The 24,908-nt window shown below is 62.9% G+C and carries 21 protein-coding genes; 10 read left to right on the top strand and 11 right to left on the bottom strand.

What is annotated here, in order from left to right; translation table 11 throughout:
* Positions 1-2: 2 nt before the first annotated feature.
* Genes ACFWEM_RS20380 through ACFWEM_RS20370 form a run of 3 tightly spaced genes read right to left on the bottom strand, consistent with a single transcriptional unit; the run spans position 3 to position 2,729 of the window.
* Positions 3-1,460: a DUF222 domain-containing protein gene (locus tag ACFWEM_RS20380; protein ID WP_378536431.1), complete on the bottom strand. Its 1,458-nt coding sequence runs from the start codon at positions 1,458-1,460 to the stop codon at positions 3-5.
* 35 nt (positions 1,461-1,495) lie between these two features.
* The gene (locus ACFWEM_RS20375) at positions 1,496-2,146 is read right to left on the bottom strand and encodes a DUF6308 family protein (RefSeq protein ID WP_378536428.1); all 651 of its coding nucleotides are present in this window, start codon (positions 2,144-2,146) and stop codon (positions 1,496-1,498) included.
* Complete coding sequence (locus ACFWEM_RS20370) at positions 2,139-2,729, bottom strand: hypothetical protein (RefSeq protein WP_378536426.1); 591 nt, start codon at positions 2,727-2,729, stop codon at positions 2,139-2,141. Before ACFWEM_RS20370 ends, ACFWEM_RS20375 begins: the two co-directional genes overlap by 8 nt.
* 158 nt (positions 2,730-2,887) lie before the next feature.
* Between ACFWEM_RS20370 and ACFWEM_RS20365 the strand changes: the two genes are divergently transcribed.
* On the top strand, positions 2,888-3,655 hold the full coding sequence (locus tag ACFWEM_RS20365; RefSeq protein ID WP_003944195.1) for an SDR family NAD(P)-dependent oxidoreductase: 768 nt from the start codon (positions 2,888-2,890) through the stop codon (positions 3,653-3,655).
* Between the two features lie 55 nt (positions 3,656-3,710).
* Here the strand turns inward: ACFWEM_RS20365 and ACFWEM_RS20360 are convergent, their stop codons facing one another.
* The 3 genes from ACFWEM_RS20360 to ACFWEM_RS20350 form a co-directional block, all read right to left on the bottom strand.
* On the bottom strand, positions 3,711-6,038 hold the full coding sequence (locus ACFWEM_RS20360) for a putative bifunctional diguanylate cyclase/phosphodiesterase (RefSeq protein WP_378536423.1): 2,328 nt from the start codon (positions 6,036-6,038) through the stop codon (positions 3,711-3,713).
* 206 nt (positions 6,039-6,244) lie between these two features.
* The gene (locus ACFWEM_RS20355) at positions 6,245-6,832 is read right to left on the bottom strand and encodes a hypothetical protein (RefSeq protein ID WP_378445461.1); all 588 of its coding nucleotides are present in this window, start codon (positions 6,830-6,832) and stop codon (positions 6,245-6,247) included.
* A gap of 217 nt (positions 6,833-7,049) precedes the next feature.
* Positions 7,050-8,741 carry a hypothetical protein gene (locus ACFWEM_RS20350; RefSeq protein ID WP_378536421.1) on the bottom strand — a complete coding sequence of 564 codons (1,692 nt, stop codon included), beginning with the start codon at positions 8,739-8,741 and terminating at the stop codon, positions 7,050-7,052.
* A 159-nt stretch (positions 8,742-8,900) separates the two neighbouring features.
* Between ACFWEM_RS20350 and ACFWEM_RS20345 the strand changes: the two genes are divergently transcribed.
* Complete coding sequence (locus tag ACFWEM_RS20345; RefSeq protein ID WP_378536419.1) at positions 8,901-9,227, top strand: hypothetical protein; 327 nt, start codon at positions 8,901-8,903, stop codon at positions 9,225-9,227.
* Positions 9,228-9,325: 98 nt separating this feature from the next.
* Here the strand turns inward: ACFWEM_RS20345 and ACFWEM_RS20340 are convergent, their stop codons facing one another.
* Positions 9,326-9,730, bottom strand: coding sequence for a hypothetical protein (locus ACFWEM_RS20340; protein ID WP_378536417.1), 405 nt, complete (start codon positions 9,728-9,730; stop codon positions 9,326-9,328).
* Between the two features lie 75 nt (positions 9,731-9,805).
* Positions 9,806-11,362 (bottom strand): TM0106 family RecB-like putative nuclease, encoded by a 1,557-nt coding sequence (locus ACFWEM_RS20335; RefSeq protein WP_378445765.1) that lies wholly within the window; start codon positions 11,360-11,362, stop codon positions 9,806-9,808.
* A gap of 124 nt (positions 11,363-11,486) precedes the next feature.
* Between ACFWEM_RS20335 and ACFWEM_RS20330 the strand changes: the two genes are divergently transcribed.
* From ACFWEM_RS20330 to cysC, 8 genes are all read left to right on the top strand, one after another.
* Entirely contained in the window at positions 11,487-12,140 is a 654-nt protein-coding gene (locus ACFWEM_RS20330; protein WP_378445457.1) for a DUF6474 family protein, read from the top strand.
* Between the two features lie 14 nt (positions 12,141-12,154).
* The gene (locus tag ACFWEM_RS20325; RefSeq protein WP_003944165.1) at positions 12,155-12,670 is read left to right on the top strand and encodes a hypothetical protein; all 516 of its coding nucleotides are present in this window, start codon (positions 12,155-12,157) and stop codon (positions 12,668-12,670) included.
* A gap of 52 nt (positions 12,671-12,722) precedes the next feature.
* Positions 12,723-13,391: a YcnI family protein gene (locus tag ACFWEM_RS20320; RefSeq protein ID WP_378536415.1), complete on the top strand. Its 669-nt coding sequence runs from the start codon at positions 12,723-12,725 to the stop codon at positions 13,389-13,391.
* A complete protein-coding gene (locus tag ACFWEM_RS20315; RefSeq protein WP_378536413.1) occupies positions 13,391-13,909 on the top strand; it encodes a copper resistance protein CopC in 519 nt (172 codons plus the stop codon). The genes ACFWEM_RS20320 and ACFWEM_RS20315 overlap by 1 nt, the downstream gene beginning before the upstream one ends.
* Before the next feature lie 4 nt (positions 13,910-13,913).
* Complete coding sequence (locus ACFWEM_RS20310) at positions 13,914-14,855, top strand: copper resistance D family protein (RefSeq protein ID WP_378536411.1); 942 nt, start codon at positions 13,914-13,916, stop codon at positions 14,853-14,855.
* Between the two features lie 122 nt (positions 14,856-14,977).
* On the top strand, positions 14,978-15,787 hold the full coding sequence (locus tag ACFWEM_RS20305; RefSeq protein ID WP_378536409.1) for a Stf0 family sulfotransferase: 810 nt from the start codon (positions 14,978-14,980) through the stop codon (positions 15,785-15,787).
* Positions 15,784-16,698, top strand: a complete 915-nt coding sequence (gene cysD / locus ACFWEM_RS20300) for a sulfate adenylyltransferase subunit CysD (RefSeq protein ID WP_378536407.1) — start codon at positions 15,784-15,786, stop codon at positions 16,696-16,698. The genes ACFWEM_RS20305 and cysD overlap by 4 nt, the downstream gene beginning before the upstream one ends.
* Positions 16,698-18,578: an adenylyl-sulfate kinase gene (cysC, locus tag ACFWEM_RS20295; protein WP_378536405.1), complete on the top strand. Its 1,881-nt coding sequence runs from the start codon at positions 16,698-16,700 to the stop codon at positions 18,576-18,578. Before cysD ends, cysC begins: the two co-directional genes overlap by 1 nt.
* On the opposite strand, the gene ACFWEM_RS20290 is transcribed toward cysC, so the two are convergent.
* Genes ACFWEM_RS20290 through ACFWEM_RS20280 form a run of 3 tightly spaced genes read right to left on the bottom strand, consistent with a single transcriptional unit; the run spans position 18,575 to position 24,893 of the window.
* Entirely contained in the window at positions 18,575-19,945 is a 1,371-nt protein-coding gene (locus tag ACFWEM_RS20290; protein ID WP_378536403.1) for a sulfatase, read from the bottom strand. The genes cysC and ACFWEM_RS20290 overlap by 4 nt on opposite strands.
* A gap of 56 nt (positions 19,946-20,001) precedes the next feature.
* Positions 20,002-23,199, bottom strand: a complete 3,198-nt coding sequence (locus tag ACFWEM_RS20285) for a carboxyl transferase domain-containing protein (RefSeq protein WP_378536401.1) — start codon at positions 23,197-23,199, stop codon at positions 20,002-20,004.
* Positions 23,196-24,893: an AMP-binding protein gene (locus ACFWEM_RS20280; RefSeq protein WP_378536399.1), complete on the bottom strand. Its 1,698-nt coding sequence runs from the start codon at positions 24,891-24,893 to the stop codon at positions 23,196-23,198. The genes ACFWEM_RS20285 and ACFWEM_RS20280 overlap by 4 nt, the downstream gene beginning before the upstream one ends.
* Between the last annotated feature and the right edge of the window lie 15 nt (positions 24,894-24,908).

Raw genomic sequence — 24,908 nt, 5'->3', positions numbered from 1 at the left:
AGTCAGATCCTCTCCGGAACTGTGACAGCCGTCAACCCGCTGGTGTTGTCGGTCCAGTGAATGGCTCGATCCTCCAGCATTACCGGCGTCCACAACCTGTATGTCTTCACCTGATGGTGATGACGACACAGGCATTGGAGGTTGCTCGCAATGGTCCACCCACCACGTCTCGGATCGGATGGATCGAATTCGGTGACGTGGTCGAGTTGGCACCTGTTCGCGGGCACCGAACAGCCAGGGAATCGGCAGTGACCGTCGACGGCCCGCACCAATGCGGCCAGTGCCGCTCCCGGCGCGTAGGTCAGCGCGCCGGGAGGTGGATCGGGTTGGGCGCCATGCCCATCCGATCTTCGAACTATGTCCGGGGATCGCGCGACCAACCGTTGCATTTCCCGAATCCGATCCCCGCAGCCTTTCGGTTCGCGACTTGGGCGATCACGTCGGGTGACAAGCGGCAGGACAGCCGCAGCATGTTGCCGGCGCGGTCGATTTCCGGCGGCCTGGGCGCGGAAATCTACGAACAAAGCCTGCCAGGTGGAATCAGCAGCAAGCTCGCGAGCAAAATCAGGATCGATCGGTCCGTACCCGTCGATGCTCGCGGGATCTGACGTCAATCCGAGGAGCGTCGCCAGATCACACACGATGTGCAACAACGGCTTCCGACGTGAGGATGTAGTTGATTGGGCTGCCGTGGGTGCAGCCTCGCACGTTTGACTGCCACACTGGCAACGTAGCCCGTTCTCGCCGTGCAGGAGAGCGACCAGCGCGTCAGCCCGGCGCGTCGAGGCATTTCGTGGATCGTGGTTGCAGACGCTTCCGGCGGCATCGTTGATCAGGCCGAGGGCCTCGACGGCCTCGCTGGCACTGAGTGTTGCCTGCAACTGAGCGAGTCCGTGACGGTCGGCACGCGTGCGAACATCGCGGTGTTCCAGCATCTTCCGGCGACGTTCGGCAGCAGCATCCGGATCGTAGGCAAAGAGCTGACGTTCGATGTCGCGCTCGAGTTGCCCGGGAGGAAGACGGTGCGCCGAGGCAAGTACCCGGCGCTCGAGCGCTGAGATAGCCTCGGGGTCGACCCCGGTGAGTCCGTCGACAATCTTGCGCACACGCGCATAGTCCAGCTCGCCGGCAGCGAAGGCGGCCTTGGTGAGCGGAAGGAACTCCCGTAGGGCATCACCGATCTCGACGTGGACTTCGGCAGTACGACGCGAGCACGTGAGCATGACCGCGATCTCGTTGCATGCGATCCGCCACGCCTTGTCGACATCACCGGACGCGTCGAGTTCGGCATTGAATCTCGACTCCGACAACATGGATGCACCGAGCACCTTTTGCGCGGCAAGCATGTTCTCACTCTGCGCCGTGGCAAAGAGCATGTCCGGCAGCACGACTGGATCGACGACAGGACGGCCGTCATCGACGGATGTCCCCACACCGCTCGTCAATCCATCATCGAACATACATTCGACACTAGACCCGCCCACCGACAAGAAAGCTAGAGTGCCGGTTTGTATCCCTTACCTTGCATCCACGCCAGCACGTCCAACACCCTGATGACCGGGATGGATTCGTCGAGACCTGCACGTGCGCGTAGGTCGAGGAGACGACTCTGCAACTCGCCTTCCCGCATGGCTGCGCGAACCGGTTCCAGATGGGCAGCCTTCGTTCCCAACTCCCGTCCGATGACGTCGTCGTAGATCGGGAAGAGTCGCGGACGCTTGCGTGCGATCAGTTTGGACGCCATGGTGCGTCCGACGCCGTGAATCTCTCGAAGCGCCGCCTCCAACCGCCACACCGGAGATTCCAGGGTGAAGGGGTCGGGTTCGTTCGACAGATCGCGATCCGGTCCGACGTCGGCCAGAAGACGGTTCAATTCGGCGTTGTTTTCGCCGAGAAGGAAGAAGGCTCCCTGAGCCGGAACCTGCACCGACAGAAACGTCACCGCAACAAGATCTTCCGCGGTGAAGATGTTTGCATCACGCTCGCGATTGCCACTGGGATCCCAGGAATCCCACAGCGCGCCGGTTCGCAGATAACCCGTCTTGCGGAGCGGTCGCGTGAAGTATTCCTCCAACACGTCGAGCGCGCCGGAATCGTCCCCGTCACGCAGCACACGCGGGAGGCGGATGGGCAACTGATCAACCATGGTCGAGCGACCTTTCCAATACGTACTTGGCAAATCCAGAGTTGTGATACTGCCGGAATGGGCCCTTACCCTTGGCAACAAGATGCTCGGCGAGTGGACGAACCGTCGTCACGTCGACGGGCAGTTGAGCAAACTGCTCCAACGCATCCGAGTCCTCGAGACTGCAGTCGATCACGGTCCCGTCGCCGTCGGCCGACGCCAATTCCGTGCGCCTGATGGCAACCAGATCATGCTTGGAATCGAGTTCTTCGATGCTGCAGCCGGTTCGCGATTCCAGTGCCGAACTGGACACGTACACGGACATCACGTGCTCGATCGGCTCACCGCCGACGAGATGGCACTCGACGCTCAGAATCTCCATCGGACCGATGTTGAGTGTGAACAACCGATGGCGCTCCGCCGATCGGTTGGTCGACGGCAGGCAACTGATCGTCCACCGTTCGATCTCGACGGCGGCCGGAGCGTCGAACGCGTAGGAGAGAACCTCGGCAATCAACTCGGCAAGATCTTCGAAGAGCGGGTCGCGCTGCAACCGCTCGAAATTCTCGACAGAAGCGGCGGGACGCACAGGCGCCTTGCTCACGCAGGTCCCCTCTCGTCCGGTGCTTTGCTCTCAGACCTCGCGTCCAAGGTACCCAGCCCTACGCGGGTCTCGCGCGTTCGCCCTCACATACACCCTCGCGTTATGGTTCTCGACACGTACCACCGCCTTACCGATCGCTAACTCGAGGAGCACACGAAGTGGAAATCAAGGGAACCGCAGCACTGGTCACCGGAGCGGCATCAGGCCTCGGCGCCGCAACAGCCAAGCGCCTCGCCGACGCCGGCGCTACCGTCTTCGGCCTGGATCTGCCCGCGTCGATCGAGCGCGCAGGCGACAACGTCCCCGCCGGCGTCACCCTCATCCCCACCGACGTGACCAGCGGCGAAGAGGTCGAAGCAGCGATCAACCAGATCGTCGAGTCGGGCTCCCCGCTGCGCATCGTCGTCAACTGCGCCGGTGTCGGCTGGGCCGGACGCATCCTGTCCAAGAAGGGTCCGCACGACCTCGAGCTGTTCCGCACGGTCATCACCGTCAACCTGCTCGGCACCTTCAATGTCATGCGCTTGGCCGCCGACGCAATCGCCAAGACCGAGGCCGTCGACGAGTCGGGCCAGCGCGGCGTCGTCATCAACACCGCGTCCGTTGCCGCCTTCGAAGGACAGATCGGCCAGATCGCGTACTCCGCTTCCAAGGGCGGCGTGCACGGCATGACGGTTCCGGCTGCCCGTGACCTCGCGCAGTTCGGCATCCGCGTCAACACGATCGCTCCCGGCATCATCGACACCCCGATGCTCGCAGGCGTCACCGACGAGTACCGCAAGGGCCTCGAAGCCGGCGTCCCGTTCCCGTCGCGTCTGGGCCAGCCGTCCGAGTACGCGCAGCTCGCGCAGATGATCGTCGAGCACGACTACCTCAACGGCGAGACCATCCGCATGGACGGCGCACTGCGCATGGCGCCGCGCTAACTTCCCTGCTGTGCGCCTTTATTAACCGCCCGCGGTTAATAAAGGCGCACAGCTGTCAGAACGCATGAAAATTTCCACCATTGGTTTGTGCAGTTGCGCTCAGGTACTCGGCCACCTCTGTCGCCGGCATCGGTCGACTGATGTAGTAGCCCTGGACCAATTCGCAACCGGCGGTGCGCAAGAGCCTCAACTGGTCGGCTGTCTCCACGCCTTCCGCCAACGACTGCATTCCGAGCGCCTTCGCCACCTCGACCACCGACGTGACAACTGCCGAATCACCTTCGCTCAATTCGGTGATGAACGACCGGTCGATCTTGAGAATGTCCAATGGCAGTTTCTTCAAACTCTCGAAAGACGAATAGCCGGTTCCGAAGTCGTCCAAGGCAATCGCAATCCCGCTGGCGCGTAGGCGATCCAGCTCGGCGACGGCAAGCTCCTCGACCGCTCCCGTTTCTGTGATTTCCAGCTGAAGTCGTTTGCTGGACAGACCGGTTGCCTCCAACGCATCGTTGACTGCTGATCCGAAGCCGGACGACATCAATTGCACCGGAGAGACGTTCACCGTCACGTAGGTGTCGTCGGGCCACGTCGTCGCCTCGGCGCACGCCATGTGCAGAACCTGGAGCCCCAACGGGACTATCAAGCCCGTCTCTTCCGCGACATCGATGAAAATGTGCGGCGCAAGCACTCCCCGCACCGGATGATTCCAGCGAAGCAGTGCCTCGAATCCCTCGACGCGTCCATTGTCTGCAAGAACCTGCGGTTGGTAGTACAGCTCGAACTGCCTGGACTCGATCGCAAGCCCAAGCTCTTGCAGGGCCGATGCTCGTTCCCTGGCCCGCGCCCGCAGCACCGGTGAGTATCTTTCTACCCGGTTCTTACCAGCGGATTTTGCCGCATACAGCGCCATGTCGGCGGACATGACGAGAGTGTCGGCGTCTTCGGAGTCTGCCGGTGCACTGGCATAACCAATCGATGCCCGAACCTCGATTCGATTTCCCCGCACGAAAAACGGCTCGCGCAATGCAGCCAGATAACGTACGAACATCGTGCCGCTGTCATGCGACCCACGCACGATGAGCCCGAATTCATCACCACCGATTCGGGCACACATGGCACCGTCAACCACCCGATTGAGCCGTGCAGCAACGGAAATCAATAATTTGTCACCGACGGGGTGCCCGAGGGTGTCGTTCACCGATTTAAAGTTGTCCAGGTCCAGGATGCCGACAAGGATCTGCTCGCCTGTCCGGACCGAGCCGAGCGCGTCGGACAGCTCCGTACCGAATGTCCGACGGTTGGGAAGCCCGGTCAGTCCGTCGGTTGCAGCCAGCCAAAGAATTCGCCGTTCGTAGCTGTACTTCTCGGTGATGTCCGAACCCACGCCGCGCCAACCCACGAACTCCATGGACTCGGAAAGCCTGGGGTGACCCGACAGAGACCACCATCGGTCGACGTCGTCAACACGTACGGGAACGACGACCTCTCGAAACGGTACGAGGCGATCGAGGTGATCTCCGATGACCTGGACCGCGGCTCGACCGCTTTTCGTCGAACCGACGTCGAGCCGATCCAACAAACCCCTCAGTGACAAGGTTCGGAGGTCGGAAACGGGCACGCCCGAAATCTCCGACAGCCGAGCGGAGGTGTGCGACAACGTCCCGGTGGTGTCGACTTCCCACAGCCAGTCGCGTGACCCGCCCTCGAAATCGTCGAGGAGCAAACCGACTGTCTGACGCTCGGCAGCAGCCTCGAACTCGGCAAGACAACGACTGCGGAACGACGCCCACAGGTAGACGACGCCGACGCACAGAATGCTGATGTAGACAACGAGCTGAAATGAAAGGACGAAGTATTCGGCTGTCGCCCCGGCAAGCATGACGAACAACAATCCCAGACCGTGCACCAGTATCCAGGCCAACCCCAGCGACCGAACCGTCGAGAGCGCAACTGCACCGGCACCCACCACACCGGCAATGGTCGCGATCAGAACCAGCTTTCGTGAACCGTCTATCACCGGAAGCATCTGAGCCGCGAGGATCGTGTACAGAACGCCCAGCAGTACCACTTCGAGCATGAGAGCCCAGTAGTCGTACCGAGTCGTGTGCTTGGGCGAATAGCTATCCCCCTGAATGACCCTGGGTAGCCATACACGCACCGAGTTGAGGATGACCGCAAGCGTTGCGGCTCCCCAGATCAGGCGGAACTCTTCGTACCCGGGAGGCACGACATAGGCCAACAAGGCGCACGCACTGAAGAAATTCGCGACGTTGGCCAGCGGAGCGACCGTTGTCACTTGACGGACTTGGCGAGAGAAGAGGTCGCGCCGCTCTACTTCGGACAGTTCGGCGTCGCTCGCACTCGAAGTCAGCCTGCTCAGCATTCAACACCCTCCATCGTGGAGCCGACCAGATGAAGGTAGCGCGTGCGCGCAGGAGAAACACCCTATGGGAGACAATTGGGTAGCGAACCCCCTTGCTAACTTGGGCATTTCATACTTTTAGGACATTGGAGGCGCTAGGACGGACCGATCCACTCCGGAATTGCATAGCCATCGACAATGTTGACAGAACACGAACGGGCTGAAACTTATGACACATCAGCCGGACCGATCCACCCCGGATACTGCACACCCAACGGCATTACCGGAGCCACAAAGCCTTTTGGCTGACGCCGCAACTGCGCAGTCGGAGTTTCATAGATCAGCTCCGGAAACTGCTGCAACCACCAATCCTGGCACCCTGGCGGAATACCGTTGCCGCCATTCGCAGGGGGATTCGACGACCCCGAGAGATAGACGTAGGGCTGAATCTTCCACGACCCGAACACATCCCAGGATGGCGTACGGTCCCCAGGCTCCCCTCGCTCGGGATCGGAATCGACAACGCCCGGCAAACCCGGACTCTCGCCCCGATTCTTCAACACAATTCGATACGCGTGGTCCGGAAACTCTACCGACCAGTTTCGCCCCTCCGTCGTATTGATCATGTAGCTGCACACCGTGCCCGACACCTCGGTATCCGTTGCAGAGTAGTCGGTGATATGAGCAAATACGGTCTCCCCCAAAGGAGCCAGATACTCTGCCCGCTCAGCGAACCGTGTGCTCTGCCCCGGGCGCGGTTGTTCCACCAGAGCCGAGGTATAGCCTGGAAAGAAGTCGTCGACCTCACTGATCACAGGCCAGTAGCGTCTCGGCTCGAACGCTGCTCGCAGCAGTTCCGATCCACGCGAGAACAAATCGACGCCGGCATCTGCTGACCACACGTTCGGCACAAAGTTGTCGAAGGCCGGGACCACTTCGGCGGTCGCGCCACGAACCTCGGGATCCGATGTACCGCAGGCAGATACACCCAGAGCGACACATAGAGACAAAACCGCTACGCTCCGAACGCGCTTATCCATCGGTCAGCACGACGATTTGATATGCATGCAAAATGCCATCCGCATCGGTACCACCCAAGACTTCGAACATTTCCGCGCAGTCCGCACCAAGCTTGATATCGTCGGGCTCAGTCTTCACCATCTCATTCCAGCTCATCAGTTGCCCCGATTCGTCGAAGTACTTCCCGTGCTGATCCCGGATCTCCATGGGCATCTCGGGCACTGCCCTCAGAATGTTGTAGGTGTCACGCTGAAAATCAGGAGGGTTGAGGGCCGCCTGATCTGCTCCACCCGGAGGCTTCCCGATCATCGCACTCTGCAAGGAATTCCCCGAACTATCGATCATCAAGTTGACGAACTCGCCACCTGGAAGTTTATCGATGCCAAAGGAACCCATCGTCGACAGTGCGGTGAATGCAGCTTCTTTTCGATCGTAGATGACCTGAGCGTGCGCAGCCTTGTCATCGTATTGGTCTTGAACGGCCTCGAGAACCCCGCGATCGATCAAGCCGTGCAACCTACCGACCCTTTCCAACTCGGCCCTCGAGTCGCTACCGGTGGGATCTGCGGCATACCGACCTTCCGATGCCAATTGTTCGGCAATGGCAGCCTGCGTGAGTATCCTTCCTGCCCCCTCATCAGTATTCATCAGCGCGAAAACATTGGCAGAGCCTTTGTACTGGTTGTTATCAGTGGGATCGGCCCATTCCCCGCGATCGAATCCAGCGACGTTCGGACCCGGACTGCCGGCAAGGTCCGAAACGTAGGGGCTCATGCTGCGTGAAACTGTTTGCAAAAGATCAGGATTGAGCTGACCGGTCGATTGGCCGTCGGCTTCGGGAATGTTGGAGAGCAACTTCCACGCTTCGTCGGTACTGACCGCCGCACCGACAGCCGACATGATGCTGCCGGTACGAGTTGCCGTAGCCACATCGGTGGGATCATTCGGGTTTTCGACTGTGGCATCACCACCCGAGAAATCGAAGAGCGTCGACGCAGCTTTACCGCCGTCAGTCCAGTTGTGCGACAGTACATCCTTCACAAATCCGCCGCCGGATTCCGGATTGTTCACGGCGGCATCCACGGCAATTTTGTCATCTCCTACAGCAGCGAAGATCTGCTCGGTGATCGCCATATCCTGGGTACCACGCCCATCGACCGTGAAGTACTCGAATTTATGTTCCGGGTTCTGTTCATGAGCTACCTGCGCATCCAGGTATTTCTGCCCCACATCGAGAAGCGCACTGTCGAGGGCACTGCCGCTCTTGTACTGATCGTCGCCCATCGAAACAATGTCGGCGATCGCCTGATTGTCGGCAACGCCGTTGAGTGCAATGCTGGGAAGGCCGGATCCGCCGACTACGTCAAAGCTGTTTACCACCAGGTCATCCCGAGTCAGAGACTCTCGCATCTTGTCGGGTAGAAGGTTCAGACCACCCTTGGTCGGAACGTCCGGATCACCCTCCACCGACGCGCTGACATTCTCGTTGGACAGTATCTGCAGCGAGTTTGCGACCGAAGCCTGCGCATCGGGCGGTAACTTCGAGAGCAGGTCTTCGATCTCCTGGGGCGATTTCCCGTCCAGTGATCTTCCCAGTTGATTGAGGTACTCCATCTGCGACGCCGAAATTGTCGCAGTTTCACCCCGCTCCAACGCCGTAGCCTGTTCCGATGTCAGGTGGCCGGTTTCCGTGATCCGCTGCAATTGCTCGAGTGTCAGCGACGTTGGGTCGGTCGCGAGAGCGTCAGAATCACTCTTACCCTGCTCCCCACCCGAGGTAACAGCGGATACGAATGTCACACGTAGCCCGTCACGAGCGCCGGCCAGGGAGCTTCGCACAGTGTTGTCCGCATTCTCGGTGGCATGTGCAGCGTCGGTCAGCTCACGTTGCCGTTCGACCATCAGGGCAACACGGGCGGTGTCCGGTTCGGCCGCGGTGTCCGTGAGCAGAAGCGCATCCGAGACCACAAATCGATCCGCTTCTGCTGCAAGAACTGCCATTCGGGCCCGCTGCAAGGGAGCGTCGATCTCGTGAAAGCCTTGCTGTGCGGTCTTTGCCAGAGATTCGAGAGCATCGACAACCTCGCCGGCAGTCTTCCTGTCTGCGGCGGCCCTGTCCTGAGCCGCTTCCGCGGTCTTCCCTTCCCAGTAAGCACCGTGCACGGTGGTAACACTGCTGAAATACCGTGAAAACAGATCTTCCACCTTGCTGCCCAAGGCAATCCAGGCGTCGGCAATGGCGGTGAGCGACGCTGGATCCCATGATTCGATCTGTGCACGCGTCGGGGTCATGCGGTGGGTTCCTGGGCGACCCAGGCGCCTGTGGCGTCGGTGTACGTGGTGGCAAGTTCGGCAGCAGACTGCTCGTCACGACTGCGGAACTTTTCGGCGACGTTGGTCATGATGTCGCCGGTCTCGCCCAACCGTTCCTGCAGGGAGGGAACCAGCAAACCCTCGACAAGCTCGTGCGAGATCGCTGATGCTTCGAGAAAAGAGGTCAGCACCGTATTCGCTGGCGCAAAAGAAGAATTCCCGAGCAAGGGCCCAGGCGCCATGGGGACAAACGTGCCCCCAGCGGCCGGAGGAGCACCGGCCGACGGTCCCACGCTCAGCCGACCAGCTTCATCCGCGAGCCCGTGCAGCACCCCGCCCAAGCTTTTCAATTCAGCGATATCTGCCGCAAACGTACCCACGATTCCCCCTCGGACGCACGAGTCAGCCCCCCTGACTCGTGCAACGTCGGCCAAGTATACGTCGAGGCCGCCGACTTACAGGTCCGAGGCGAGCGGAATTTCCTTCTCCGCGCGGTCCGTCATCCACTCACGGAGGACCTTGGTGGCGATGACGTCGTCCTCGTTGTACTGCAGGATGCGTGTCCGCTGCGTCTCGTCCGGCTCACCGTCGTAGCCGACCGCCTCGCGGTACCACGCCATCGACGCTTCACCACCGGCTTCGGCGTCACGCCAGTTGAATCCGGCGACGGGGGCAATCTTCTTGAGTCCCTTGCCGTTCGGGCAGATGAACTGATCACTCACCGCTTGATAGATGTCGACCCACTGCGGACTGTCGATGAATTCGCGGATCTCGTCCTTACTCGGAATCCCGGGTTCACCGGCAAACCTGCGCGCCGAGTCCAACAACCATTTGTCCTCGGCCGAACGCGAATAGCAGTACGCGGCAAAGGTTTTGCCCGAAGCGGCGGCTGCGGCACGTTCCGCCATCAGCCAGCCCCAGAACTCTGCGAACGACCGCGCCTCGTCACGGGTCGGCAACGGATCCCACGTCGCAAATCCTCGATACATCGAGAAGCCGCCGACATTGAGCAACGTTCCCCACAGGTAGGCGCCGTGCTCCTGATAGCTCTCCATGTCGACGTCGATCTCGATGTCCGCCCGAGTCACCGAGATCTTCTCGAACCGCCGCACCAACGGAGCATCCACCAACCACGCCTTGGCGATCACCACTGCGTCGTCGAAATTTCCGTGCGGCCAATCTTCTAGCGGCTCACCGTCCCAGGCGGCCAGCTGATCGATCGTGTTGCAGCCGACGTCGCGCAGAAGCTCGGCCCGCGATCCGACAGCGACCAGGCTGACATCACGGTTGCGGACCAACTCCTGCTTGCATTCCGTCCACCACGGGCACGACTTGCACTCGCTCACCTGTGACGGAGACGTCAGCACCTCACCGCGGGCCACAGCGATACGGTCGGCGAAACGCTCGTCGTAATCGTCGAGAATCGCGCTGAGGTCGTGGACGAGGATGCAGTCTCCGTTGTATCCGATCGCGCCTGCCGTCAGCGACGGGCTCGCCAGCCCACGACGCTCGAGCATCCGATAGACCTGCGCGACGCGCATCTGATCGCGGACCTGACTGCGGACCTTGCGTTTGGGATCGACCGCCGGCTCCCACTCGAAGAGCCCCGAGGTGATCGCGCCCTGACCCGGATCGGTCACCTTGTGATTGACGACGATCACGGGGATGTACCCGCCGCCCTCGTCGTCACGGATGAGCATTTCGCAGCGGCCCTTGCGGCCGGTATCGCGCTCGACCGGCAGAACCGCGCCCCAGATCCGGTCCGCGCCGGCCTCACAGGCAGCCAGAGTGTCGCGAGCCTGCGCCGACGCCGATTGATCGGGGTTGATCTTCACCCAACGCTCGGGAGCAGCGCCGATCACCAGGTCGGCGATCTCCGCGCGCTTCGCGATCGCGGCATCCTGGCGCTGCTTCACGCCGGTGTCGACGGGTTCCGAAGCCGATTTCCCGGGAAACAACCCGTCCAGACGCACCCGATGACGGCATCGGGTCAACGCCCCCGAATCGATGATCGGGAGCTGGGGCGCGGGGTTGTTAACGGAACACACGATGACGAAGATTATGTGCTCCCCTAGGCTGAAGCCGAAGCGCAGGTACCTGGCAACACACAAACACCTGGAAACGGGGTCCTTTTCGATGGGGTTGTTCAAGAAGCGAAAGTCTCGTGCCACCCGCAAGGCGGAGGCAAAGGCTCTCAAGCACAAGGCTGAGGTCGAGGCGAAGCTCAACGCCAAGAGCCAGCGTAAGCGCGACAAGGTCGAGACCAAGTCGCTCAAGAAGCTGGAGAAAGCCGAGATCGAGTCAGCGCACAAGATCGAGAAGGCGCAGATCGCGACCCTGAAGGCGCAGGAGAAGGCCGCTGCGAATCAGGGCCTGACCGTCGCCAAGGTGCGTAAGTACCTGGGTGTGGCACGTCTGCTTGCCCCCGTTCTCCTGCCGATCGCCTACCGCGCGGCCACGGCAGTGCGCGCCCAGCTCGACACCACGCGCGCACAGAAGATGGGCATCGCCGTCGACCAGCTCGGTGACTACACCGGTCACGGCGCGAAGTTGAGCGCTCGTATCGCCGGTGCCGAGAGCTCGGTCACCGAGATCCTCAGCCGCAAGCCCGACGACGCGGAGACGCAGCGTTTTGCCGCCGCCATCCGTGAGCGCCTCGGCGACCTCAGCACGGCAGTTCGCGCTGCGGAGCAGATGCCGCAGGCTCGCCGTAAGGCAGCTCATCAGGCAATTTCTTCCGAACTCGACGGCGTCGAAGCAGATCTGCTCGCACGTCTCGGCGTGCGCTAGACCTGAGTAAGCCAGTGAGAGCAGCCGAGCAGACCGCGACCCTCCGGGGGACAGCTGTCGGTTCCGCTTCGGCTGCTCTCGCTGTCGCTGCGCACGGAATCGGTGGAGGCGAGCTGCCACAGTCGTCGTCGCTGACCCTGCTGCTCGCGGTCTGCGCAACCGTCGGCGCTGTGACGGCCACCCTTCCAGCCCTCTCTCGGGGGCCCGCTGCACTGATCGTGGCTCTCGGCCTGGGTCAGCTTGCCGCGCACACCACCATGACGCTCTCCGAGCACGCTCATTCGCCCGCTCCGGGATTGGTGATGCTCGGTGCTCACGCCGGTGCCACCGTCGCCTGTGCGGTGGCGGTCCTGGCCGCCGAGCGCCTCTACCGGGTTGTCACCCACGCTCTTCACGTCGTCCTGGCGTCCCTGGCGCCCGCCGCCGTCACTTCCCGCGGCCACACCGTCTCGACCGGAATCCACCACGGACCCGTCGACGCTCTACTGCGCGCCAGCATCTCGCGGCGCGGTCCTCCTGCCCTGGTCTGAAGATTCGTAGAACTCCCCACCCCTTCACCAGACCAAGAGGACACTTCCCGACATGAAGAACACCCTGATTTCGCGTGCGGTTGTCACGACCGTTGCTACCGGCAGCGCCGTGCTGCTGGCCGCCGGAATTGCTTCAGCACACGTCAGCGTCGTCGCACCAGGAGCTACGCAGGGCGGATACTCCGTTCTCACGTTCCGCGTGCCCACCGAATCCGACACCGCTTCGACCACCAAGCTGACGGTGGCGCTCCCCGACCTCAAGTCGGCACGTACCGAACCGTTGCCCGGCTGGACCGCCGTCGTGGAGAAGGACCCCACCACGTTGGTCGCCAAGTCCGTGACCTGGACCGCCGACCCCGGCGTCGGAATCGCGCCCGGCCAGTTCCAGCAGTTCGTTCTTTCGGCAGGCCCGCTGCCGGAGCAGGAAGAGGTCGAGTTCAAGGCCGTCCAGACGTACAGCGACGGGAACGTCGTCAACTGGGATCAGGAAGAGCTGGCCGACGGCAGTGAGCCGGACAAGCCCGCGCCGACGCTGACTCTCGCCGCATCCACCGGTGATGCCCACGGAGCCCCCTCTGCCGATAACACTGCCGAGACTTCCGCCGCATCCGAATCTTCTTCGTCGGACAACACCGCCCGTTGGCTCGGCGGCGTCGGCCTGGTGCTCGGCGCGTTGGGCGCTGCACTCGGTCTCGGCGCACTGGTCAGGAGCAAGCGCTGATGAGTACCCGGATCAAGGTCATCGCCGTCGGCATGCTCGCGATGCTGGCCACGATGCTCGGAATGGGCACTGCCAGTGCACACTCCGCGGTGGTCGGCTCCAACCCGGAAAACGGCGCGTCCGTTCAAGCTGCGCCTGACAAGGTTTCGGTCACGTTCAACGAGGCCCTGCAGGCGCAGTTCGCGGCACTGACCGTCACCGGCCCGGACGGCAACCTCTGGACCAAGAGCGATCCGTCCGTCGAAGGTCCCACTGTCAGTGCAGACCTCGGCGATCTCGGACCGACCGGCGTCTACACCATCGCGTACCGCGTCACCTCCGCTGACGGTCACCCCGTCAACGGAACCCTGACCTTCACCCTCACCGAGGCAGGGTCGGGAACTCCCGGCGCTGCAGCCGCGTCGAGCACGGGTGAGTCGGAGTCCGGCAGCATGCCGGTGTGGATCTTCATCGTCGCCGGCGTCGTCGTATTCGGCGGTGCGCTGTTCTTCGTGCTCCGTAAGCCGAAGTCGAGCTGATCGCGTGACGGGTACGGCAAACAGGTGGTGGTTGCTGGTTGCCGTACCCACAGCTCTGCTGGGAGTCCTGATCGCCTGGGGTCTCGCCAGTCCGTCGGGACCCGAATCGTCGAGCACTGTCCGCGTCCTCGCAATCGGATGCGGCTCGTTGACGCTCGGTATCGCGACTCTCGCCTGGATGGGTCGCGGTGAACGCCGCCCGGCAACGAAGCCCGCTGTCATGTGGACCCAGCTCACCGCCGCGGCGGCGGTCTGGCTCGTTGCCGAGATCACGCTCCTCGTGCTCAATGCCGCAGCGGCCGACGGCGCCCCGGTCACCTCGCTGACCATCGGGCACTTCGGCGCATTCGTCTCCGAGGTCAACGTCGGCCGCGTCGGCGTCGCGATCATCGCGTGCGCGTTTGCCGTCGTCTGCTACGGCGTCTACGGATTCACCAATCCCGAGACCGTTCCCGTCGCACCGGCACTGGTCGTCTCCGCGTTGGCCCTCGCTGCCCGCCCGATCACCGGGCACATGGCGCAGCAGAGCTTCGGATCGATCCTCGACGCCGTTCACGTCCTCGCTGCGGCCTTGTGGTTCGGCGTGCTCGCCGCACTCGCGCTTGCCGTACCGTCGCGCGGTGCCTGGGCGATCTGGTTGCCCAAGTACTCCGCCCTCGCCTGGCGATGCGTCCTCGCGTTGGTCGTCACCGGTATCGTCAACGCCGTCGTGCGACTCGACTCGCTCTCCGCCTTCTACGACACCGCTTACGGCCGGGTGATCCTCGCCAAGATCGTGGCGATCGCCCTGCTCGTCGCACTGGGTTGGTGGTGGCGCCGGACGTGGGTGGTCGCAAGTGCCGCACACCGCATCAGTGCGGACGGATCCCTTCGCCGCGCCGTCGGTGAAGTTGTCTTCATGGCCATCGCTTTCGGGCTTGCCGCGGCCCTTGCGACAACTGCGTAAGACGTGCCTCAGCGCGACATTTCGTGACCCGCACATTTAACGTTTCACGTCGAGATTTAACCTCTACGTGAGTTTATTTTCCCAGCTTGCGGCGGTTTCCGGCCACCCTTAGCGTTGCTCGCATGACGGAGGCCCAACGCTCGTTTCTCGTCTGCGCTTCGCAGCGCAGCGGCAGTACTTTGCTGGTCGAATCCCTGCGAGCGACCGGGGTCGCGGGTGAGCCGGAAGAGTTCTTCCAGTACCTCCCCGAGACCTCGCGATCGCCGCAACCGAGGCAGTGGTTCGAGGACGTGACGGACGAGTCCGTCCTGGGTCTGCTCGCCCCGTTCCACCCGGGCACGCCGGACACTCGCACCTCCGAACAGTGGCGCACACAACTTCTCGAACTCGGCCGAACCCCCAACGGAGTCTGGGGTGGCAAGCTGATGTGGAACCAGACGCCGCTCCTACTCGATCGCGCGGCCGGATTGCCCTGGCGCAGTGGGACGGACCTACGTTCCGCACTCCACGACACCCTCGATCACGACCTGCAGTTCATCCACGTCTATCGAGAAGATGTCGTCGCTCAAGCTGTGTCGATGTGGCGCGCCGTGCAGACACAGGTCTGGCGCGACGACGCGACCCCACCGAATCTCTCGGACGGTGCGCAGTACAACGCGCTCGGAATCGCACACCTGGTGACGATTCTCGGTGAGCAGGAACGCCAGTGGAAGCGCTGGTTCGACGAGGAGGACATCTCCCCCATCGAGATCGGGTTCCGCGATCTCACCGAAGACCCGCAGTCCGTGGTCGCAAAAACCCTCATCTCCCTCGGCCTCGACGGACAACTGGCCCCGCCACCGCCGCTGCGTCGTCAGAGCGACGGACGATCCCGCGAATGGGTGCAGCGTTATCGCATCGACGCCGAACAGAACGGATACCCCGTCACATGAGCACCGTCACCGATGTCGTCGACGAACTCCGAGTTCTCGAATCCGAAGCGGTTCACATCATTCGAGAGGTGGTGGCAGAACTCGAAAGACCGGTACTGCTCTTCTCGGCCGGCAAGGACTCGATAGTCCTGCTTCGACTCGCCGAGAAGGCGTTTCGACCCTCCCCACTCCCTTTCCCGGTCCTGCACGTCGACACCGGCCACAATTTCCAGGAAGTCATCGAATTTCGCGACCGCCGAATCAAGGAGGGCGGGCACACACTTCTGGTTGCTTCCGTTCAGGATTCGATCGACCAGGGTCGAGTGCAGGAGTCGACCGAGTCCAGCGGATCGCGAAACCGCCTGCAGACCAGAACTCTGCTCGACGCTCTCGAAGGCGGGCGATTCGACGCCGCATTCGGCGGCGCCCGCCGGGACGAGGAACGCGCGCGAGCCAAGGAACGTGTCCTCAGCTTCCGTGACGAGTTCGGCCAGTGGGATCCTCGGGCGCAACGGGCCGAACCGTGGTCGCTCTACAACGGTCGGATCAGACGCGGAGAGTCCGTTCGTGTCTTCCCGCTGAGCAACTGGACAGAACTCGACATCTGGCGCTACATAGCCCAGGAGGAACTGGAACTGCCGTCCATCTATTTCGCGCACGAACGGCGGGTATTCGAGCGCGACGGAATGCTCCTCGCTGCTTCGGAATTCAGCACCGACACCGAGAACGCCGCGGCAACGACCGAGTGGGTGCGATACCGAACCGTCGGCGATCTGACCATTACCGGCGCCGTTCGATCGCACGCCACCACCATCGACGACGTCGTCACCGAGATCTCGGCCGCGACGGTTTCCGAACGAGGCGAGACTCGCGCAGACGACCGAACCTCGGTCGCCGCGATGGAAGACCGAAAGCGTGAGGGCTACTTCTGATGACCACCACCATCACTCGCCAACTCCTGCGACTGGCAACGGCGGGTAGCGTCGACGACGGCAAGAGCACCCTGATCGGCCGACTGTTGCACGACACCGGCAGCCTGCCCACCGATCACCTCGATTCCGTGACCGACGAGGATGGTGTCGCTGATCTGGCCGCACTCTCCGACGGACTGCGCGCCGAGCGTGAACAAGGAATCACGATCGACGTTGCCTACCGATTCTTCTCCACTCCCACACGGAGTTACGTACTCGCCGATACTCCGGGACACGAGCGCTACACGCGCAACATGTTCACCGGCGCATCCAACGCACACGTTGCCGTCCTGTTGGTCGACGCGAGAACCGGAGTGCTCCGTCAAACGCGTCGGCACGCCAGAATCGCTGCGCTGCTCGGTGTTCCGAACCTTGTGGCAGTGGTGAACAAGATCGATCTGGTGGACTTCGACGAAGCTCGATTCGCTCAGGTACAGGAAGAACTGCGGGCCTTGGCGCGGCAAGTCGGACGCGAGGACGTACTCGCCATCCCGGTTTCCGCGAAAGCCGGCGACAATGTCGTGACCCGTTCGGAGAACACCGCGTGGTACGACGGACCGACGCTCCTCGAGTACCTCGAAGGCGTCGAACTCCATGCGCCTGCGACTCGCACCGAGGAGCTTCGGCTTCCCGTGCAGTGGGTTTCGCGTCCCGATCCGCAGAACCGTCGCCGATACACCGGCAGAATTTCGGCAGGCACTCTGAGCGTCGGAGACGAAGTGGTGGTTCTGCCGTCCGGATCGAAGAGCACCGTGATCGGATTGGACACTCTCGACGACAACCGCATTACTGCCGTTGCACCACTGTCGGTTTCGGTGGAACTGGCCGACGACATCGACGTCGGACGTGGCGATGTTCTGGTCAGTGGCGGCGCGCAGGCTCATTTGCCCGTGCTGGCCCGAGAACTGGACGCCACGATCTGCTGGTTGTCCAACGCCCCGTTGCGCGCCGGTGACCGCATAGCACTCAAACACACGTCCCGGACCGTGCGAGCGACGGTTCAAGAGCTGCACACCCGACTCGACCCCGAGACACTCGACGAGCAGGACAGCCCGGTGGAGCTGGGGCTCAACGACATCGGAACGGTCACGCTCCGAACCAGTTCCGTGGTCGTCGCCGATACCTACGACCACAATCGGGACTCTGGTGCGTTCATTCTGATCGACGAGCAGAGCAACGACACCGTCGGCGCCGGCACCATTCTCGAACCCCGCGTCGTTGTTCCCGGCGAGCAGACCCGCAGTGACATCAAATGGCACCCGTCCTCACTCGAGCGCCAACGACGGTGGGCGTCGACTACACAGAAGGGCGCCACGATCTGGCTGACCGGCCTACCTGCCTCGGGAAAGTCCACCGTCGCCGTGGCTGTCGAACGTGCGCTGGTCGAGGCCGGGCGCACCGCGTATCTTCTGGACGGCGACAACGTGCGCCACGGCATCTCCGACGATCTCGGGTTCTCACCGGGAGACCGGGCTGAGAACATCCGTCGCGTCGGGCATCTCACGCGACTGTTCGCCGACGCCGGCGTGGTGGCCATCGCGTCGATGGTCTCGCCACTGCGTTCGGATCGAGCAATTGCGCGTGCTCTCAACGAAGCTGCCGGACTCACCTTCCTGGAAGTTGCCGTCACGACTCCCGTCGAAGAATGCGAACGTCGAGATCCCAAAGGCTTGTATGCACGTGCGCGGGCCGGTGAACTGAAGGGACTCACCGGAATCGACGCACCGTACGAAACCCCGGAAGCTCCGGACCTGGCTTTCGACACGACCGGCGCTGACATCAGTGAACTGGTCCAGCGGGTCATCGCATTGTTGGAGGAGCGAGAGACCGCTCAAACCTAGAGGTTTTCGGTGTCCGACTCGAGATAGCCGCGGTCCGCGCTGTAGGCGGACCGCACGTTGGGCCGGACACCGATCTTCTCGAGATACGCCGCCATGCGGTGCACGGCCATCGCGCTACCCAATGCCTCGTCCGGGAGACGATCGTCGGTTTCGGCGCGCCAGTTGTGAAGCTGCGAAGACAATTCCGCCTGTACCGCCGAGACTTCCGGTCGATCGATCAAATTGACCTTCTCGTCGGGGTCGGCACGAAGGTCGTACAGCTCCCGAGGCGCACGTACCGCCAGATGCTCGGTGCCCAGGGCTTTTCCGGAAAGACTGTCCTCGATGTCCAGCGGTAGATCCAGAGCCGGGCGGACGGCATAGTTCTCGATGTAGCTGTAGTCCTTGGTTCGCACGGCGCGAATGGGATCGAAGCTGTCGTGAAAGGTCTTCTCCGTGAACAGGGAAGTACGAACGGGCTCGGACGGTTCAGTTCCGCGGTCGACGAGGGCATCGGCGTGCGAGCGTCCTTCCACCTCGGTGGGCACGTCGATACCGAGGAGATCGAGAATGGTCGGAACAAGGTCCACACCGCTGAACAGTGTCTCGTATTCCTTTCCGCCACTGCGATACCGCGCGGGAGGCCGAGCGATCAAGGCAATACCGGTACCCGGGGCGTAGAGCGTCGACTTGGCGCGAGGAAACGCCGCGCCGTGATCGGTGAGGAAGAAGACCCACGTGTTCTCGTCGAGCCCCTCTTCCTCGAGGGTCGCGAGCAGATCACCCACCGCGGCGTCGGCCACCTCTACGCTGCCGTGGAACTCGGCCAGATCCTCGCGCACCTGCGGCACGTCGGGAAGGTATCCGGGAACCTCGAGCGCTGCGGTGTCCGCCGGGGTGTAGCGATCCGCCGGGTACGGCCGATGCGTTTCGAAGAATCCCGTGGTGAGTAGGAACGGCTCGGGCGGGAAGCGTCGTAGCCAGTTCTGGGCACGCGGAACCACGTAGTCGCAGAACGAGTTGGTGACGTCGTATTCGTGATAGCCCAGTCGCTTCGGATACGCAGTCTCGTGCTGCATCCCGAACAGCGAGGTGTACCAACCGTTGTCGGAGAGGATCTGCGGGAGCGTCTGCACCTCCGCGTGGTACTCCCAGCCGTGGTGCGCCAACCCGATCAGACCGTTGTTGTGCGGATACCTGCCCGAGAAGAGCGAACCGCGGGAAGGCGAGCACAGCGGCGCCGTCGCGTGCGCGTCGGTGAACCGGATGCCTTCGGCCGCCAGACGGTCGAGATGGGGGCTGTTGACCCCGGCGACACCGTAACTCGCGAGGTGTCGCCCCAGGTCGTGCCAATGAATGATCAGGACGTTATCTCGCGCAGCCGACACGTGGGCAAGGCTAGTTGCCCTGCCCACGTGCGGCAACAGCTCGAATCAGCAGGATCTCAACTGTTTCTGCCGAGCTGTCTGATCCATCCGCGGGTATCGGCCGGATCGATGACGTCGTCCAATTCGAACGTGGTCGCCGCCATCAGTGCCTTGCCCTGTGCGTAAGCCAGTTCCACGAACTGACCGAACAGTGTTTCCCGAGCCACCGGATCTTCGACGGACTCGAGTTCCTTGCGGAAACCGAGGCGCACGGCGCCTTCCAGACCCATCGGCCCGATCTCTCCGGTCGGCCACGCCACCGTGAACTCGGGGGCATGGAAGGAACCACCGGCCATCGCCATGGCGCCCAACCCGTAACCCTTGCGCAGGATGATCGTTCCGAACGGCACAGTGAGGCGAGCACCGGCAACGAAGAACCTGCCGAACCTTCGGACCGTCGCCTCCTCCTCCGAATCCGGGCCCACCATGAAACCCGGTGTGTCGCACAGGGTCACCAGCGGGATGCGGTGCGCTTCGAGGAGTTCCAGGAAATCCGAAGCCTTGTCCGACGCTTCCGCGTCGATCGCGCCGCCGAGATGCTCGCTGCTGTTCGCCAGCACACCGTACGGAACTCCTTCGACACGAACGAGTGCGGTGACTACACCGCGTCCGTAGTCTCGACGCAGTTCCAGGACGCTGTCGACGTCCGCGATTGCGTCGATCGCTCCACGAACGTCGTACGAGCGCAGGCGATTCTCCGGCACCACATGCCGCGAGAGCCGCGGATCCGGAGCCGTCCACTCTCCGCTCGCACCCTGGAAGTACCCGAGGTACTGCTTGGCCAGGGCCACCGCATGAGCGTCGTCGTCAGCGACCAGGTGTACGACGCCGTTACGGCGCTGCACGTCGATGGGGCCGATGTCCTCGGGGCGGAAGTTTCCGAGCCCGCCGCCCTCGACCATGGCAGGACCACCCATGCCGATATTGGCGTCCGGTGTCGCGATCAGGACGTCGCACGCGCCGGCCAGGGCCGCGTTGCCCGCGAAACAACGACCGGACACGACGGCGACCATGGGCACCCGTCCGCTCAGCGCCGCCATGGCGCGGAAGGTTCCCAGTTCGAGGCCCGCCCCGGCGCCCGCATCGGTGTCACCCGGGCGACCGCCGCCGCCTTCCGCGAACAGCACCACCGGAACTCGCTTGCGGTCGGCGATCTCGAGCAGGCGGTCGGTCTTGGCGTGATTACGCATGCCCTGGGTACCGGCGAGCACCGAGTAGTCGTACGAGATCACGACGCTCTCGCCGCCGCTGATGGTCGCCACTCCGCCGATCAAACCGTCAGCCGGAGTGTTGGCGATCAGGTCTTCCTCGCTGCGTCGACTGCGCTGCGCCGCCAGCGCGAGAGCGCCGTACTCGACCAGACTGTCGTCGTCGACCAGGTCGTAGACGTTCTCGCGAGCAGTCCGGCGTCCCAGCTTGTGACGCTTCGCCACGGCTGCGGGCCGGGCCGCGTCCAGGGTCACCTCGTGGCGAGCGATGATCTCCGCGAGATCGGGACGGACGACGTCGAGGTCCACCTCGTCGACCTCTGCGAGCTTCGATCCCGCGCTTGCACTACGGACGACGAGCAACGGTTCGCCCGCACCCACCGACCTCCCCGGTGACGACAGGACCCGGACCACCTCGAGATCACCGGGCGCCGAGAGAACATGCTGCATCTTCATCGCCTCGAGGACGGCAACCTGGCCACCCGCATGGACGCCGTCACCGACGACGGCGAGTTCGACGACGATGCCCGCCATCTGCGCACGGACCACATCCTCGTCCGGCGCCACGTCCACAGCCGAGGAGGGCGTTTCTGGGCCGGCTTCGGGAACGAGGTCCGTCAACCGCGAAGCCAACCAGTCGACGTCGACCAAGCCGTCACGGAAGTCCTTGTCGGACAGAATTGCCTGCAGGAAATCGATGTTGGTCGCTACGCCGTCGATGGCGAACTCACTCAAAGCAGCAATCGACTTGCGCACCGCGGCAGGGAAATCCGATCGACGCGTGTGGGTGATCACCTTCGCCAGCAGGGAATCGTAACGGGCACTCGGCGAGAGCCCGACCGCGCCGAAGGTGTCCACTCGCACACCGGGCCCGCTCGGAGGAGTGAAGGTGTCGAGCGTGCCCGACGACGGCAACGCATTGCCGTCCGGCGTCATGGTTTCCATGTTGACGCGGGCCTGGATCGCGATTCCCGATGCGACTGCCACGGATCCGACTGTCTCCGAGTCCTTCTCGAGAGCGGTGATTCCGGTTGGTAGGTCCAGGTTTTCGAACGGAACTCCGTCCGCGATCGCGAGCTGCACGGCGACGAGATCTAGCCCGGTGACCTCCTCGGTTACCGTGTGCTCCACCTGAATTCGGGGGTTGACTTCGAGGAAGACGAAGCCGCGTTCCTCGACGAGGAACTCGACCGTCGCGATTCCGCGGTAGCCGACCTCGGTGCACAGCCTCGCGGCCGCGGCGTGCAGACGCTCGCGCAGGGCCCCCGACAGCCCCTGCGCGGGCGCTACCTCGATCAACTTCTGATGCCGACGTTGGACGCTGCAATCGCGGTCACCCAGAGCGAGCGCATGGGTTCCGCCTTGCCCCGGTGCCGCCACGATCTGCACTTCGATGTGCCGAGCGTGCTCACTGAGTACCTCGGCGAACAGTGCCGAACTGCCGAATCCCGACTGGGCTTCGGCCGCACACACACGGTACGCGTCGTCGAGCGCTTTCGGGTCACGGACCGCGCGCATGCCGCGGCCACCGCCGCCACTGAGCGCCTTGATCATGATGCCGCGGGGGTTGCGCTCGAAGAATTCGCGCACCTCGTCGAGGGCGGCGTTCGCCGATGTCGACGGCAGGACCGGCACTCCTGAGTCGACAGCCGCGGTGCGGGCACTGGCCTTGTCGCCGAAAGTCCGGAGAACCTGGGCGTCCGGGCCGACGAAGACCATGCCCGCGTCGGCGCACGCCTGCGCGAATTCAGCGTTTTCACTGAGGAATCCGTAGCCGGGGTGCACGTGTGTGGCGCCCGTTTCGGCCGCGATCTTCAGCAAGCCGCCCTGATCGAGATAGGCGGAAGCGCCCGAAGCTCCGAGCGGCACCGACTCCGTGGCCGCCGCGACGTGCGGACTGGACGCGTCGTCCTCGGCGTAGACCGACACCGTCTCGATGCCGAGTTCACGGGCAGTTCGAATGATCCGCAGCGCAATTTCGCCGCGGTTCGCAATCAGCAGTCTCACTTGTCCCCCTGAGTGCGCTCAAACAGCTCGCCCTTGCGCACCTTTCCTGTCGCAGTCATCGGAAGCGCCTCGAGCACTTCCACTTCGGGCACCTTGTACGTGGCCATGTTCTCCTTCGCCCACGAGACGATCTCGTCGGCCGTGGCTACCGAGCCCTCGACCAGCTGGACAAACGCAAAAGCCACCTGCCCCTTGTCCTGGTCCGGTTTCGGCACCACCGCAGCCTTTTCGATCGCGGGATGCAGCATCAGCAGCGCTTCCACCTCGGACGGGAAGACGCTCATGCCGTTGGTCTTGATCATTTCCTTGTTCCGCGCCAGGTAGTGCAAACCACCACGCTCACTGAACTTTCCGACGTCGCCGGTCTGCAACCAGCCGTCACGGATGGCGTCGGCCGTCGCAGCGTCGTTGCGGTAGTACGCAGAAAGGATCGACGGACTGCGCACGATGATCTGTCCGTGCTCGCCGACGGGAACCGGCCTGCCGTCGTGATCGACGATCAGAACGTCGGTGCCGGGCACCGGTATTCCGCAGAACACCGGCTCGCTTTTCAGGTCGTAGTCACCGTCCTGGAAGCCGAGGGTGATCGTGTCCGCGGTATGGGTTTCGGTCATGCCGTAGCTCGCTTCGCGCAGAACACCGCCGGTGGCCTCGCGCCACCGCTGGCGTGTGGCCGGATCGAGTTTGAGGACAAACGAGACTGCCATGGCGTTCTGGAGTGTCGAGAGATTTCGCTCTGCGAATCCTGGTGTGTCCATCAGTTCGACGTAATTGTCGACGGTTCCGACCAGTGAGGTCACGCCGTACGTCTCGACCGCATCGAGCGTGGTTTCCGCATCCCAACGATTCAGCAAGACAACGGTTCCGCCGTTGACGAGCGGAACCAGGATGCCGAAGTCCTCACCCGCGATCCAGAAGATCGGCAGAAACACCAGGGACACCGGCGGATTGGCGCCCACCTGGTCACCGCCGGCAAGCGTCGCCGTGGCCGCGGTGTAGACCATGTGGCGCTGAGTGTGCTCACAGCCCTTGGGCATTCCCGTCGTTCCGCCCGTGTAGTTCAGAGCAGCAAGGGAATCGAGATCGGTGGCAACCGGAGTCGCCCGCTCACTGGTGATGATCGATTGCCAGTCGCTCAGGCGCGGATCGTCCACCTCGAAGGGCAGTTCGACGGTCGGGATCGCGGTCAGCATGTCCGACACTGCGGTCTTCGCGACGTGTTCGAGCGGAGTCTGGGAGCGAACCTTCTTCACCAACTTCGAAAAAGTGTTCTGCGTCAGAAGAACCGTGACGCCCGCATCGTTGAGTTCGTGAATCAATTCGTGTTCACGGAAGAGCGGATTGATCGGCACGTGAACCGCGCCGACCTTCAGAATGCCGAGCATCGCGATATGGAACTGCGGGCAATTGACCAGGTGAACGCCGACGCGATCGCCGCGTTCGACGCCGAGCGAAAGCAGCCATCCGGCAAAACGATCCGAAAGCTCGTCGTATTCGGAATACGTGATGACCCGGCCGTAGAAGACGATTGCGGGAGTATCCGGCCGCTCTACCGCCCAATGCCGCAAGTAGTCGACAAGCCCCCCGCCTTCGAGCGGATACTCGACGGCACGGGGAATGCCGGCGGGCCAATGCGCTTGTTGCAGCGCGGAGATTTCCGCCAGAGCCGCTTCGAGCACGTCTTGTTCTGCCACCGATCACTCCATTCG

This window comes from Rhodococcus sp. NPDC060176, assembly GCF_042728675.1.
GTDB lineage: Bacteria > Actinomycetota > Actinomycetes > Mycobacteriales > Mycobacteriaceae > Rhodococcus_F.
Note: the sequence above shows the minus strand (reverse complement) of the source record. Positions and strands in the feature narration are given on the sequence as shown.

Bases quoted from the DNA above. Each gene is read 5' to 3' on its own strand.
- ACFWEM_RS20380 (WP_378536431.1), bottom strand. From the start codon at position 1,460: ATGTTCGATGATGGATTGACGAGCGGTGTGGGGACATCCGTCGATGAC.
- ACFWEM_RS20375 (WP_378536428.1), bottom strand. From the start codon at position 2,146: ATGGTTGATCAGTTGCCCATCCGCCTCCCGCGTGTGCTGCGTGACGGG.
- ACFWEM_RS20360 (WP_378536423.1), bottom strand. From the start codon at position 6,038: ATGCTGAGCAGGCTGACTTCGAGTGCGAGCGACGCCGAACTGTCCGAA.
- ACFWEM_RS20345 (WP_378536419.1), top strand. From the start codon at position 8,901: ATGTGCAGCGTCGGTCAGCTCACGTTGCCGTTCGACCATCAGGGCAAC.
- ACFWEM_RS20330 (WP_378445457.1), top strand. From the start codon at position 11,487: ATGGGGTTGTTCAAGAAGCGAAAGTCTCGTGCCACCCGCAAGGCGGAG.
- ACFWEM_RS20320 (WP_378536415.1), top strand. From the start codon at position 12,723: ATGAAGAACACCCTGATTTCGCGTGCGGTTGTCACGACCGTTGCTACC.
- ACFWEM_RS20315 (WP_378536413.1), top strand. From the start codon at position 13,391: ATGAGTACCCGGATCAAGGTCATCGCCGTCGGCATGCTCGCGATGCTG.
- ACFWEM_RS20305 (WP_378536409.1), top strand. From the start codon at position 14,978: ATGACGGAGGCCCAACGCTCGTTTCTCGTCTGCGCTTCGCAGCGCAGC.
- cysD (WP_378536407.1), top strand. From the start codon at position 15,784: ATGAGCACCGTCACCGATGTCGTCGACGAACTCCGAGTTCTCGAATCC.
- cysC (WP_378536405.1), top strand. From the start codon at position 16,698: ATGACCACCACCATCACTCGCCAACTCCTGCGACTGGCAACGGCGGGT.